Source organism: Bradyrhizobium sp. NBAIM01 (genome assembly GCF_020194115.1).
Lineage (GTDB): Bacteria > Pseudomonadota > Alphaproteobacteria > Rhizobiales > Xanthobacteraceae > Bradyrhizobium > Bradyrhizobium yuanmingense.
In genome coordinates this window covers 599227-611818 of sequence record NZ_JADYVU010000001.1, presented here as the reverse complement: position 1 = coordinate 611818, position 12592 = coordinate 599227, and the positions used below count along the sequence as shown (strand labels likewise).

Annotated in this window: 11 protein-coding genes, 2 pseudogenes and 1 riboswitch; of the genes and pseudogenes, 3 read left to right on the top strand and 10 right to left on the bottom strand. The window is 65.7% G+C overall.

Annotation, left to right across the window (positions count from 1 at the left end):
- Positions 1 to 2: 2 nt before the first annotated feature.
- The 3 genes from thiS to I6F31_RS02800 all read right to left on the bottom strand — a co-directional run bounded on the left by thiS (position 3) and on the right by I6F31_RS02800 (position 2066).
- Positions 3 to 200 (bottom strand): sulfur carrier protein ThiS, encoded by a 198-nt coding sequence (gene thiS, locus I6F31_RS02810; protein WP_036028477.1) that lies wholly within the window; start codon positions 198 to 200, stop codon positions 3 to 5.
- Positions 191 to 1216, bottom strand: coding sequence for an FAD-dependent oxidoreductase (locus I6F31_RS02805; RefSeq protein ID WP_225184647.1), 1026 nt, complete (start codon positions 1214 to 1216; stop codon positions 191 to 193). Before I6F31_RS02805 ends, thiS begins: the two co-directional genes overlap by 10 nt.
- A riboswitch (TPP riboswitch) is annotated at positions 1204 to 1332 on the bottom strand. It overlaps the preceding gene by 13 nt.
- Positions 1333 to 1502: 170 nt before the next feature.
- Positions 1503 to 2066 (bottom strand): lytic transglycosylase domain-containing protein, encoded by a 564-nt coding sequence (locus tag I6F31_RS02800; protein WP_225184646.1) that lies wholly within the window; start codon positions 2064 to 2066, stop codon positions 1503 to 1505.
- Between the two features lie 230 nt (positions 2067 to 2296).
- On the opposite strand from I6F31_RS02800, the gene I6F31_RS02795 reads away from it, so the two are divergent.
- Complete coding sequence (locus I6F31_RS02795) at positions 2297 to 2497, top strand: hypothetical protein (RefSeq protein ID WP_036013259.1); 201 nt, start codon at positions 2297 to 2299, stop codon at positions 2495 to 2497.
- Here the strand turns inward: I6F31_RS02795 and I6F31_RS02790 are convergent.
- Together I6F31_RS02790 and I6F31_RS02785 are read right to left on the bottom strand one after the other, a co-directional pair.
- A pseudogene (locus I6F31_RS02790) lies at positions 2498 to 3818 on the bottom strand (ATP-binding protein).
- Positions 3819 to 3828: 10 nt separating this feature from the next.
- Positions 3829 to 4599: a response regulator gene (locus I6F31_RS02785; RefSeq protein WP_225184645.1), complete on the bottom strand. Its 771-nt coding sequence runs from the start codon at positions 4597 to 4599 to the stop codon at positions 3829 to 3831.
- A gap of 179 nt (positions 4600 to 4778) precedes the next feature.
- Between I6F31_RS02785 and I6F31_RS02780 the strand changes: the two are divergent.
- Both I6F31_RS02780 and I6F31_RS02775 read left to right on the top strand, forming a co-directional pair.
- Positions 4779 to 5307: pseudogene (locus I6F31_RS02780) on the top strand (hypothetical protein).
- A gap of 211 nt (positions 5308 to 5518) precedes the next feature.
- A complete protein-coding gene (locus tag I6F31_RS02775; protein ID WP_036013268.1) occupies positions 5519 to 6046 on the top strand; it encodes a PRC-barrel domain-containing protein in 528 nt (175 codons plus the stop codon).
- Between the two features lie 63 nt (positions 6047 to 6109).
- Here the strand turns inward: I6F31_RS02775 and I6F31_RS02770 are convergent, their stop codons facing one another.
- The 5 genes from I6F31_RS02770 to I6F31_RS02750 all read right to left on the bottom strand — a co-directional run bounded on the left by I6F31_RS02770 (position 6110) and on the right by I6F31_RS02750 (position 12539).
- On the bottom strand, positions 6110 to 6955 hold the full coding sequence (locus I6F31_RS02770; RefSeq protein ID WP_225184644.1) for an ABC transporter permease: 846 nt from the start codon (positions 6953 to 6955) through the stop codon (positions 6110 to 6112).
- Positions 6952 to 8214, bottom strand: a complete 1263-nt coding sequence (locus I6F31_RS02765; protein WP_036013273.1) for an ABC transporter permease — start codon at positions 8212 to 8214, stop codon at positions 6952 to 6954. The genes I6F31_RS02770 and I6F31_RS02765 overlap by 4 nt, the downstream gene beginning before the upstream one ends.
- Positions 8215 to 8421: 207 nt before the next feature.
- On the bottom strand, positions 8422 to 9471 hold the full coding sequence (locus I6F31_RS02760) for an ABC transporter substrate-binding protein (RefSeq protein WP_225184643.1): 1050 nt from the start codon (positions 9469 to 9471) through the stop codon (positions 8422 to 8424).
- A gap of 65 nt (positions 9472 to 9536) precedes the next feature.
- A complete protein-coding gene (locus I6F31_RS02755; RefSeq protein ID WP_225184642.1) occupies positions 9537 to 10646 on the bottom strand; it encodes an ABC transporter ATP-binding protein in 1110 nt (369 codons plus the stop codon).
- A 330-nt stretch (positions 10647 to 10976) separates the two neighbouring features.
- Entirely contained in the window at positions 10977 to 12539 is a 1563-nt protein-coding gene (locus tag I6F31_RS02750) for a DUF4403 family protein (RefSeq protein ID WP_225184641.1), read from the bottom strand.
- Positions 12540 to 12592: the final 53 nt, after the last annotated feature.

Below are 12592 nucleotides of genomic sequence, written 5' to 3'. Positions count from 1 at the left end.
GCTCACCCTCCCTGCCGCGGCGTGATGATCTCGATCTCGTCGCCGGCTTTCAGCAGCGTCTCCGCCCAGCGGCTCTTCGGCACGACGTCGTAATTGAGCGCGATGGCGAAATGGCTGCCTTCGTAGTCGAGCTCGGCGAGCAGCGCGTCCACGCTGGACGAAATCACCTCGCGCTGCTCACCATTGACGATCACGCGCATTGCATTACCTCGTTGTCGATCTGGCCGCGCTCGACATAGGCGAGCGTCAGCTCGGCGAGCGCAGGCGCGATCAGGAAGCCGTGGCGGTAGAGGCCGTTGACGCTGATCTTGCGATCGCGAATGCCGATGCGCGGCAAATTGTCGGGAAAGGCGGGACGAAGCCCCGAACCGAATTCGACGATGCGGGCTTCGCCGAACGCCGGGTGCACGGTGTAGGCGGCCCCTAATAGCTCCAGCGCGGAGCGCACGCTGACGCCGGTGTCCTCGGCCTCGATCGAGGTCGCGCCCAGCATGAACAGGCCGTTCTCGCGCGGGATCACGTAGAGCGGCCAACGCGGATGGATCAGCCGCACCGGGCGCGCCAGCTGCACCTCGTCCGTCTCGATCAGGATCATCTCGCCCTTGACGCCGCGAAGCTCGCTCTGCTCGTCGCGGGCACCAAGGCCGCGGCAGTCGATGACGATGCTTTTAGGATTCAGGTTTGCAAGCTCGTTCGCGGTGACGTCGCTGCAGAAGTTGATGGTGCCGCCGGCAGCCTTGATACGCTCGTGCAGCTGCGGCAGCACGCGGCGCGGCTCGACATGGCCCTCGGCGGGGAAGAAGAGCGCGTCACGGAAGCGGCCCTCCAGCGACGGCTCGAGCGCGGCTAGGCCGGCGGCATCGAGCCGGCGGTGATGCTCGGTCATGCGCGCAAACCGCTCGAAATCGTTGCGCTCGCGCGGGTGGGCGACGACCAGCGAGCCGTTGAACGGCGTGTCGGGCAGCTCGCGCCGCCAGAGATCGAGCGAGCGCAGCCCCAAGCGGCTGATGATGGGCTCGGCGACTTCGGCCTCGCAATAGGGCGCGAGCATGCCGCCGGCCCAATGGCTGGTGGCATCCGTCATCGCCTCGTCACCGCGCTCGTGCAAGGTGACGGCATGACCGGCCTGCGCGAACAGCAACGCCTGCCAGGCGCCCGCGATGCCTGCGCCGATGATGGATACCGGTGAATCCGGTCGCTTGATGGTCTGCAACATCCCTGTCCCTTCGCCGGCATGACCCGGATCAGGTTCAAAGGGTCACCGCGGTCCTGGGCGGTATTGCCCATTTAGCGGTATCTCAGCTCCTCCTCGGAGCACCCCTCGGAACGGTGGTAATGTATGCCAGCAGGATGGGGTGGTCAACGCGGTAACAGTCGTCATGCCCGGGCTTGTCCCGCCTGCGCGGCCAAAGCCGCTTCGGCGAGGCGAAGGCCCGGGCATCCACGTTCTTGGCGCAGATGCAAGACGTGGATGGCCGGGTCAAGCCCGGCCATAACGGAGATCAATGAGCGGGAACCTGCGCCCGCGCGTTACGGACGCGCTGGGCGAGCTTCCTGTGGGTCGGAGCGGCGAACATCGGCTGCGGATTGCCGTTCGGCTCGAGCCAAGGTTGGCCCATAGTGCCCTGACCCATGGTCTCGCCGGCATTGGCGACCTGGACGGCCTCCTGCCGCTGGCGCTTTGCAGCGTAGTAATAGCCGCCCGCGAAATAACGCACGGCTCGCGCGTGATCGCCATTGGCGGCGCGGTAGGCGCCGGCGAGGTATTTCACGGCGTAGGTGAGGTTGGTGTTGGGATCGCGCAGGCCGGCGGCATCGCCGGTGTAGCCGACCCCGCGGGCGGTCGCGAGCTTGATCTGCATCAGCCCGATGGTGCCGCCGCGGCCGACCACATGCGGCTGATAGCGGCTTTCGCGCATGATGATGCGATGCACCAGCGCTTCCGGCACGCCGTTGGCGCGGGCATGGGCGGCCACCATCTCGGCATATTCGGCTTGCCCGGCGAAAGCTGCCTGCGGCAACGTCAATCCAGCCGCGAGCAGCGCGACAATTCGTAAGATTTTCATCGAAATATTCCTCGGCAGAACGGACCCGCGCCCCAGCGCGTTAGGCCGTGGGAACACGGCGATGATGTGGCGAAATGTCACCAACGGCGATTTTCGCCGGCTCGTCGCTTTTGCGACTTAAACCTGGGTTAAGCTCGGAGCTGGTGGAGTGCCTTACGCGACAGCGGGTCTGTCCATTTCGCGCATTCGCCCAACAATCGCTAGTCAAAGCCAGCACTCGGGAGACGTCCATGACCCCTGCAGACATCGACGACATTCCCAAGCAGAACCCTTGTGCACAATGTGGCACACCGATCCCGTTCCCTGACTGGATCGAGCCGGGCGAGGGGCGCGTCTCCTATCTCTGGACCTGCCACGCCTGCAATTACCGCTTCGAGGCGGTGGCGATCTTCCCGCACGAGGCGATCGAGCACCCGCCGCTCGCGGCTTGATCAGGCGGCAAGGCGCGGTGCCTGCGAGACCGGCAATCGCATCCGCACGATCAGGCCGCGGGGCGCGGTCATGCAGCGACAGCTCGCCGCCGTGGCCGAGCGCGATTGCGCGCGCGATCGACAGGCCGAGCCCGAAGCCGGTGGAGTAGTCCATGGTGCGCGCGTCGTCGCCGCGCGCGAACGGCTCCAGCATCTCCTGCTTGCGTGCATCCGAAATGCCGGGGCCGTCGTCCTCGACGTCGATGACGAGCATGGTGTCCGAGGCGTCGAGGCGGATCGTCACCTCGGCGCCGAAGCGCACCGCGTTCTCGACCAGGTTGGTGACGCCGCGATGCAGATCGTCGGGCCGCGCGGCGGCGGTCGCGGACGCCGGCCCGACATAGTGCACGACTTGGCCCATGTCGCCGAATTGATCGGCGACGAGCTGCAGCGTGCTGGCGATGTCGACCAGCGTCACCGCCTCGACCTTGCGGTCGTCGCGCAAGAGCGACAGCACCGATTCCAGCATCGCGCGCATCTGGTCGAGATCCATCAGCATGCGCTTGCGGTTGGCTTCGTCCTCGATGAACTCGGCGCGCAGGCGCAGCCGCGTGATCGGCGTGCGCAAATCGTGGCTGATCGCGGCCAGCATCCGCGTGCGGTCCGACATCAGCCGCACGATCCGCTCGTGCATGCGGTTGAGCGCGCGCGCCACCGCGCGGATCTCCTCCGGGCCGCGCTCGGGCAGCGGCTCGGCGGCGCCCTCGAGGCTGAAATTCTCCGCCGCCGCGGCGAAGGACGACAGCGGCCTCGTCAGCGCGCGCGCCGCCCACAGGCCGAGCACGGTGACGCAGATGAAGGCGCTCATCAGTGCCATCAGCCAGGGCGCGCCAGAGAACAACGGCCGCGGGGCGCCATCGACATGGCCCGCGATCACGGTGCCGTCGGGCAATTGCACGCCGATACGGGGCTCGATGCTGCCTGAAGCCAGCCGTCCGGTCTTGTAGGCGCGGCCGAGATGGCGGCGCATCCAGCGCAGATGCAGGCTGTCGCTCTCCGCGAGATTGGCCGTGCCGGGCGCCAGCATCTCGATGCCGAGCCCGGGGAAGGCGCGCGCGAGATCGGTGACGAGGCGCGGACGCTCGCTCGCCTCCGCCGCCTCGAGCAGCAGCGCGGCATCGGCCAGTTGATGCGCCCGGTCCGGCGGGGCATCAGGGCGGTCCTGCCGGATAATCAGGAAGGCGGTGGTGATGACGAGATGGAGCGCCACTGTCGAGGCCAGCACCAGCGCGGCGATCTGCCCGCCGATACCCTTGAGGTGGAAGAACGAGAACGGCTTCATCGTCGTCCCCTCAGCTGCTCACGGGCACTGCGGTCGCTTCGGCGCTTGCTGCCTCGGTTTTCGCGACCTCGGTTCGTGGCGTGAACAGATAGCCGCCGGAGCGCACCGTCTTGATCAGGGTGGGATCGGCCGGATTGGGCTCGATCTTGCGGCGGATGCGGCTGACCAAGACGTCGATGGACCGCTCGAACGCGCCGGTGTTGCGCCCGTGCGTGAGGTCGAGCAGGCTGTCGCGCGACAGCACGCGGCCGGGCCGCTCGCAGAACGTGCGCAGCAGGTCGAACTCGGCGCTGGTCACCGCGACGCGCGCGCCTGCGGGATTGCGGAGCTCGCGCAAGCGCAGATCGATGCGCCAGCCTTCGAAGGTGAGCGCGGAGGCACCTTCGACCGAGCTCGCCGCTTGCGCGGCCGCCTGGCGGCGCAGCACCGCGTTGATGCGGGCGAGCAGCTCGCGCGGATTGAACGGCTTCGGCAGATAATCGTCCGCGCCCATCTCGAGGCCGACGATGCGGTCGACGTCCTCGCCGCGCGCGGTCAGCATGATGATCGGCGTCTGGTTTTCGGCGCGCACCTTACGGCACAGGCTGAGGCCGTCCTCGCCAGGCAGCATGACGTCGAGAATGATGAGATCGACGCGGTGGTCGGCCATAGCGCGCGACATCTCGCGGCCGTCGGCGACGGCGGTGACGTTGCAGGCGTTGTTGCGCAGGTATTTCGCAATCAGCGTCCGGGTTTCGCGGTCGTCCTCGACGACCAGGATGTTGGGATTGGGAACGGCCATGGACCTTGTTTGTCCAAAATTCCGGCCAAAAGGCGAAGATTTTTGTTTCGAATTGTTTCTACCGGGCGATCAGCAACGGACGGCAATCGCCACACCGCCGAGCGGCAAGCTCTCGTTAAGGCCGTTAACCATACCGTGGCGTGGTCCGCGGCGAAACCCGCAAAACCAAGGGAGCCATCATGACCTCGATCTCGGCGGCCTCCGCCGGCAGCTATCAATCGCCACTGCAACGGCTTCAGCAGGAATTGCAGTCGCAAGTCTCCGCCGGCACGATCTCTGGTCGGACCAGTCCGCGCTCTCGACGGCGCTGACGGATATCGACACGCGCTCCAGCAGAGCCGATCGAGCGGCCAGTCGAGCGGCGCGCCTCCCTCCAAGGACGAGATGCAGTCGAAGATCGAGGACCTCATCTCGAGCGAAGTGTCGAACGGGACGCTGACCTCCGAACAGGCCGAGGAGCTGAAAAGCGTGTTTCAGTCCGCCTTCACGGGTGGACCAGGCGGTCCGCCGCCGGACGACGGGTCTTCGGATTTGACGACGACGGATTCGACGAGCAGCAGCTCGACGGACCAGACCACCGCCGAGATCCTCAAGCAATTCCTCGAGGCGCTGAAGCAATCGCAATCGTCGGCATCCGCCTATGGTGCCAATGGCAGCTCAACCGGCAATTCGAGCCTCGCCGCGCTCCTGATCGACTACAAGAGCTGACCTCGGCGGCGCCGGGTCGGCGCGGTCATCGCCGCGGTCCTGCCTTGCCCCAATGCGCATGATCCTCGGCGGGGAACCGTGCACCGCAAAATGTTCCTGAGTGACGCAGGAACAGTTCGCGCATGGCGCGACGAAATTGCGGCGCGCACGGAACTGCGCCCGATCAGAGCGGTTTTCTCCGCACGAGTTTTCTGTGAAGGAGAGGACAACAATGTTGATGAAATCGATCGTCACCGGCCTCGCCGGTACCGCGCTACTTGCGACCGTCGCAATCGCGCAAACGCCGCCCGCCGCCACCACCGACAAGGCGGCCCCTGCGGCCACCGCAACGACCACGACGGCTTCCGGCCAATGGCGTACCTCGAAGATGGATGGCCTGAAGGTCTACAACGAGGCCAACGAGAACATCGGCACGATCAACGACCTGCTGATGGACAAGAACGGTGACATCAAGATCGCCGTGATCGGAGTCGGCGGCTTCCTCGGCATGGGCGAGCATCTGGTCGCCGTGCCCTACGAGAAGCTGAAGTTCGTCAACGAGCCCGTCGCCTATACCGGCACCGGCGCGAACACCGGCGCCCGGCCCGCAGGCACGACGACCGGCGCTGCGACCGGTACCGACAGGCCCGCAGCGACCGCATCGACGTCGTCCGCGTCGAAATGGTACCCGGACCACGCCGTGTTCAATGCCAGCAAGGACGAGCTGAAAAACATGCCGCAGTTCAAGTACGCGGAGTAATGCGGCTCGCGTAACTGCCTGAACGAAGCGCGCCTGGTTTTCACCGGGCGCGCTGTCGTGTCCTTAACTTCCTGCGTCCTCACCCCCGCTGCCCTTGAGCCGTTCATTGCGTCGGCGCAGGGCTTCCAGGGTGGCGAGCAAGATGACCGAGACGGTCGTCAAGATCACGGCCGCTGCCGTGATGGTCGGGCTGATGTTCTCGCGGATGCCGCTGAACATCTCGCGCGGCAGGGTGCGCTGCTCGGGGCCCGCCATGAACAGCACGATCACCACCTCGTCGAAGCTGGTTGCGAACGCGAACAGCGCGCCTGATGCCAGACCCGGCAGGATCAGCGGCAGGATCACGCGACGGAACGCGTAGATTGGCGAGGCGCCGAGCGAGGCGGCGGCGCGTGCCAGGTTGGTGTCAAAGCTCTGCAGCGTCGCCCCGACCGTGATCACCACGAAGGGCGTCGCCAGCGCGGTGTGGGCCAGGATCAGACCGAGATAGCTGCCGGTCAGCCCGATCGGCGCGAAGAAGAAGTACAGGCCGACCGCGGTGATGACCCCGGGCACAACCACCGGCGACAGCACGAAGGCCAGCACGAGCGGCTTGAACCGGCTCTTCCACTGCGCCAGCCCCAGCGCGGCCAGCGTGCCGAGGACCATGGACAACAGCGTCGAGGCGACGCCGATGATCACGCTGTTCTTGAGCGAGTTCATCCAGCGCGGCGAATTGACGAAGTCGTCGTACCAGCGCAAGGAAAGGCCCGGCAGCGGATAGGTGAGGTACGAGCTGGAACTGAACGACAGCGGCATGATCGCAAGGATCGGCGCGATCAGGAAGATGAACACCAGCGTGGAGACAACGATAGTCGCGGTCCACGCGATGCGCTGGCTGGGGGTGCGCAAGGAGGAATTGTCGCTCAATTCTTCATCCCTCCCGTGACCTGCTGGCCCTGCACCAGCTTGCCGTAGACGAGAGCGAGCAGAACGGTGGCGAGCAGCAGCACCGCGCCCAGCGCCGAAGCAAGGCCCCAATTGGCCGTCTCGGTCGTGTAGAGGGCGATGAAGTAGCTGATCATCTGGTCGGCGGCGCCGCCGACGAGGGCCGGCGTGATGTAGTAGCCGAGCGCCAGGATGAAGACGAGCAGGCTTCCCGCGCCGATGCCAGGCAGGGTCTGCGGCAGGTAGATCCGTAGGAAGGCGGTGAGGGGCGGTGCACCGAGCGAAGCGGCGGCACGCATGTAGGCGGGCGAGATCGCCTTCATGCTGCTGTACAGCGGCAGGATCATGAACGGCAGCAGAACGTGGGTCATGGCAACGCAGACGCCGAAGCGGTTGTAGATCAGGCGCAAGGGTGCGTCGATGATGCCGAGCCAGAGCAGACTATCGTTCACGACGCCCTTGCTCTGCAACAGGACGATCCAGGCGCAGGTGCGAACCAGGAGCGACGTCCAGAACGGCAGCAGCACGAAGATCATCAAGAGGTTCGACCGGCCGGGCGGCAGCGTCGCCAGGAGGTAGGCGACCGGAAAGCCGAGAATCAGGCAGAGGGCCGTGACAGCGAGGCTGATGAGGAAGGTGCGGAGGAAAATGTCGCGGTAGATGGCCTGATCCGGTGGTGCGGCGACGATCGCGCCGTCGGCGTTTCGCGTCAGGTCGAGCGCGGCGAGCAGGTAGAAGCCGGTGATCGGGCCGCCGGCGTCCTTGATCGTGGTCCAGGTGGCGCGTTCGCGCCAGGCGGGGTTGATCCTGCCCAGCGTCTCCCTGGCCGTACCGGGCTCAGGCACCGCCTTCAGATTGCGTCCTGTGCTGGTCAGGATCGTGCGGAAGCCGTTCAGCGCGTAGTTGAGCCGTTTGGCCGCAATCGCAAGGGTGCCGGCGGCGCGCGCCGCCAGGATGTCGCTTGCAAGCGCCGCATAGGCGTTTTCATCCGGCAAGTCCTTGCCGTCCCAACTGGCAAGAGCAGCGACCGTTTGCGGCAGGACCTGACGCACCTCCCAGTCCTCGACCGAGCGCCACAGCATGCCGGCGATGGGACCTGCGAAGGTGAAGAGCAGAAACAGCAGAAGCGGCAGGACCAGCGCCAATGCCTTGACCTGGCGTGTCCGCTCCGCACGCCTCAATCGGCGTTTGAGCGGCACCTCAGTCTTGTTATCGGCGCCGAGCGCGGGCGCTGCTGTCATGGAGAAAGCCTCTTGGAGCAGCCTGAGCAAGCGCCTCGTCCTTCGAGGCGACCGCTTCGCGGTCTCCTCAGGATGAGGCTCATTGACATTGGTGCCAGTAACGTCGCTGCCACAGACTCAGACCTCATCCTGAGGGCCCGCCGTAGGCGGGCGTCTCGAAGGATGCGCCACGGGCGAGTTGTCCGCGCGCACCTCTAGCTGCTCCCGCTATTTCGCGGCCCATTTGTTGAAGCGCTCGGTCAGGCGGTCGATGTTCTCGAGCCAGAAGGCCACGTTGATCTCGACCGCGTTCTTGATGTTGTCAGGCGCCGTCGGCAGGTCCTTCAGGACGGCGGGCGCGAGCCGGCCGGCGGCATCCTTGTTCGAAGTGCCATAGGCAATGTTCTCCGACAGCTTGGACTGGTTCTCCGCCTTGCCGGCGAAGTCCAGGAACTTGTAGGCCGCATCCTTGTTCGGGCTCCCCTTCAGGATGACCCAGCTGTCGAGGGTGAAGAGCGCGCCGTCCCACACCATGCCGAAGTTCTTCTTCTCGTTCTTGTTCGCGGTGTCGATGCGGCCATTGTAGACCGAGGTCATCGCCACCTCGCCGGAGGCGAGCAATTGCGGCGGCTGCGCGCCGGCCTTCCACCAGACGAGGTCGCCCTTGATGGTGTCGAGCTTCTTGAAGGCGCGCTCGATGCCTTCGTCGGTCGCCAGCACCTTGTAGACGTCCTTCGGTGCGACGCCGTCGGCCATGAGGGCGATCTCCAGCGTGGTCTTCGGGCCCTGGCGCAGCGCGCGCTTGCCCGGAATCTTCTTGGTGTCGAAGAAGTCGGCCCAGCCTTTCGGGGCCTCCTTCAGCTTGTCCTTGTCGTAGCCGAGGACGAAATCGTAGAGGATGGCGCCGACCCCGCAAGGATTGACCGACGGCGGGATGTAGGCGGCCTCGCCGCCGATCTTGGAATAGTCCAGTTTCTCGAACAGGCCTTCCTCGCAGCCGACCGCGAGCTCATCGCTCTCGACCTGGACGACGTCCCAAGTGGCGGCGCCTCCCTGCACCTTGGCGCGCAGCACGCCGACGCCGCCGTCCCAGGATTCGTCGTTCATCGCGATGCCGGATGCTTTCTTGAACGGCTCGAAATAGACCTTCTTCTGGGCCTCCTGATACGCGCCGCCCCACGAGACGACAGTGAGGTCACGCGCTTCTGCGACATTGGTCAGCGCGACACCGGCGCCCAATGCCGCGGCGAAACCCAGAGCAATCTTGCGCTTCAGCATGGTCTTCGTTCCTTCTTCATGTGAGTTGCGTTGACATTGATTGTTTCAGTTTCGTCGCCGGCAGATCAGACGGGATCGAGGGCGAGGCAGTCTTCCGGGCGGAAGGTGATGAACACGCTTTCGCCAGGTCTTAGGCCGTGATGCGCTCCCGGCTGAAGCTTGACCATGAACTCGGCGTTGCCGGCCACATCCAGCACGGCCAGCGCGTGGTCGCCGAGATAGATGGTGTTCTGCACTTTTGCCGGCAGCCGGTTCGGTCCCTCACTGGAATTGCCATTGGGAATTATTGCGACACGCTCCGGCCGCACCGACAGAGAGGTCGATGCGCCTGCGCCTGACACGTTGACCGCCCGTGCGGCGACTGTGCTGCCACCGGCCAGCGCGACGCGGCAATAATCCCTCTCCACGGTTTCCACGGTGCCGGCGAGCACATTGTTCTCACCGATGAAGTGGGCGATGAAGCTGTTCACGGGATGCTCATACAGCGCGTCGGGGCGGTCGATCTGTTGCACGATGCCGTCGTTGAATACGGCGATGCGGTCCGACATCGTGAGCGCTTCGCTCTGGTCGTGGGTGACATAGACGATCGTGATGCCCATCGTCTCGTGCAGCTGCTTGATCTCCAGCTGCATCTGCTCCCGCAGCCGCTTGTCCAGTGCGCCCAGGGGCTCGTCCATCAGCACGAGCTGCGGATTGAACACCAGCGCGCGGGCCAGCGCCACGCGTTGCTGCTGACCGCCGGACAATTGCCCGGGCCGCCGGTGCGCAAAAGTTTCCATCTTGATCATGCGCAGCGCCGCGCTGACGCGCTCTTGCGTCTCGGCCTTGCTCGACTTGCGAACCGAGAGCGGGAAGGCGATGTTTTCCGCGATCGTCAGGTGCGGAAACAGCGCGTAGTTCTGGAACACCATGCCGATGTCGCGCCTGTGCGGCGGCACGTTCTTGATCGGCCGCTCGCTGAGGTAGATCTCGCCATGGGTCGGCACCTCGAAGCCGGCCAGCATCATCAGCGTGGTCGTCTTGCCCGATCCCGACGGGCCGAGCAGGGTGATGAATTCGCCCTTCCTGATGTCGAGGTCGAGGTTCTTCACCACGAGATGCTCGCCATCATAGGTCTTTTGAATGCCGGAAAAACGCACCAGCGCCGGCGCAGGCGTGACCATGCCGGCTTCCATGTTGTCCTCGCGTTGTCCCCTACAATGCGCGTGCGAGATTAGCATCCTGCAGCGAGAATGCCAGCGGCGCAAGCGACGAGGAATTGTGCGGGTCCGGCGAGTGGCGGGACAACCGCCTCTGACGGGTGGCGGCGCCTGCACGCACGCCTCGTCCTTCGAGACGGCGCTTGCGCGCCTCCTCAGGATGAGGCTCATCGGCGTCCGTGCTCGTTGCAACAGCTGCCGCGCACTCCGCCCTCATCCTGAGGAGCCCGCCCAAGCGGGCGTCTCGAAGGATGGCCGCAGGGAAGAGCTCTCACATGCGACGGCCCTGCGATGCGCAGGGACGCGCTACATCCCCGACAGCTTCGTCACGAATACGTTCAGCGAGCCGCCGGCTTCCGCGACCACGCGCAGGGTCTTGGAATCGAAGGCGATGTCGGCGAGAGTGAGGCTGTCGATCCTGGCCTCGACCTTGAGGCCGTCCTCGCTCTTCTGGTAATCGGCGATCGCGGCGGCGATCTTCTCGCGGGCGTTGGCGGCGATCGGCTTCAGATCCAGGGTTGCCCTCTGCAGCAGCGCCTGCTGCATCTGCGGGACGACGGCGCGGGCGGCGGCACCCAACAGGCCGAAGGCGGCCTCGGATTCCACCGCGAGCTGGATGTCGGTGAGCCGCAGCGTCTGCTGCGCCTGGTCGAGCACCGGCCGGCCCCAGATGTGCACATTCGCCTCGGCGCCGAGGCCGAACCAGCTCTTCTTCTCCTTGGCGCGCACCAGAAGCGAGATCAGCAGTTGGTCGCCCGAGGGCACGACGTTGGCGCTCTTGATGGTCACGTCGACCGGGCCGGAGCCGTCCTCCGGATAGGTGCGGCCGACCATCTGCGCTGCGATCAGCTTGTTGATCTCGGTGAAGGGCACGTCGATCGGCACCCCGATGTTCACGCCGGTGCCGGTCGGCGGCACGATCGAGATCTTGTCGGGGAACGGGCAGTCCGGTTTGGTCGGCGTCGAGGTCACGCGTGTCTCGGCCTCCAGGCCGAGCAGCAAGGTCACGGCCTGCGCATCGACGCGCGGCTGCGCCGCGATCGCGCGCACCGGCTTCATCTCGAGCCACAGCGGCGGCAGTGAGGAACCCGAGCCTTGCAGCGGGATCGAGCGGCAGGCCTTGATCCATTGCGCCTTGGCATTCTCGCGCAGGCTGGGATCGTTGCGGATGCGCTCGGAGACGGCGTTGATCTGCTCGCCGACGGTCTTGTCGATCAGCGGCTTGACCTGCGCGGGCACGTTGACCTTGGCGCCGGCGACGTTGAGGTTGGTGTCGCCGAGATTGACCTGGGCGCCGAGATTGGGCTCCAGATACCAGGCCGCGGCGAGCTTCGGGCGCGAGGTAACGACGACGTTGCCCTTGATCTCCGCGCTCGCGTTCAGGTTCTTGATGTTGACCGCGCCGATCCGCTTCGCGGCGTCGCCGCCGAGCACGCTGCCGAGCGCATCGCCAAGCGCGCCTGTGGCCTTCGACGACAGCGAGCCGGTCACGTTGAGCTTGCCGGTGAGCGGGGTCGAGATCGTCAGCACGTCCTTGTCGCCGGCTGCCGCCATCGGGCCCCGGACGGCGGACCAGCCGATATCGGCATTCTCCAGGATCTGCGAGATCGGGTTGTCGGCCTTGCCGGCGAAATTGCGCGGCGCGGCCCTCTCGGCCTGCTCGCGGATCGCCGACAGCGCGATGGCGACCGGCGCGATCACGATGGAGCTCTTCGAAGCCGGCGGCAGCGGCGGCAGCTGTGCGACCGGCGGCGCCGAATTCGTCGCGCGCGGCGCCAGCCAGTCCATCGCCTTCAGGCTGATGAAGAATGACGCCGCGAGCACCGCGACACCGATCAGGATAGTCTTCAGATTCCACGTCAGACGCATCAATCCCCCAAGTCGCCCCGACGGGGATTCTACAGGGCGGGCGAGGAGGGCGC

Excerpts from the sequence above, each read along its gene's own strand:
- I6F31_RS02775 (WP_036013268.1), top strand. The coding sequence starts at position 5,519 with ATGTTGATGAAATCGATCGTCACCGGCCTCGCCGGTACCGCGCTACTT.
- I6F31_RS02785 (WP_225184645.1), bottom strand. The coding sequence starts at position 4,599 with ATGGCCGTTCCCAATCCCAACATCCTGGTCGTCGAGGACGACCGCGAA.
- thiS (WP_036028477.1), bottom strand. The coding sequence starts at position 200 with ATGCGCGTGATCGTCAATGGTGAGCAGCGCGAGGTGATTTCGTCCAGC.
- I6F31_RS02805 (WP_225184647.1), bottom strand. The coding sequence starts at position 1,216 with ATGTTGCAGACCATCAAGCGACCGGATTCACCGGTATCCATCATCGGC.
- I6F31_RS02755 (WP_225184642.1), bottom strand. The coding sequence starts at position 10,646 with ATGGAAGCCGGCATGGTCACGCCTGCGCCGGCGCTGGTGCGTTTTTCC.
- I6F31_RS02800 (WP_225184646.1), bottom strand. The coding sequence starts at position 2,066 with ATGAAAATCTTACGAATTGTCGCGCTGCTCGCGGCTGGATTGACGTTG.
- I6F31_RS02760 (WP_225184643.1), bottom strand. The coding sequence starts at position 9,471 with ATGCTGAAGCGCAAGATTGCTCTGGGTTTCGCCGCGGCATTGGGCGCC.
- I6F31_RS02795 (WP_036013259.1), top strand. The coding sequence starts at position 2,297 with ATGACCCCTGCAGACATCGACGACATTCCCAAGCAGAACCCTTGTGCA.
- I6F31_RS02765 (WP_036013273.1), bottom strand. The coding sequence starts at position 8,214 with ATGACAGCAGCGCCCGCGCTCGGCGCCGATAACAAGACTGAGGTGCCG.
- I6F31_RS02750 (WP_225184641.1), bottom strand. The coding sequence starts at position 12,539 with ATGCGTCTGACGTGGAATCTGAAGACTATCCTGATCGGTGTCGCGGTG.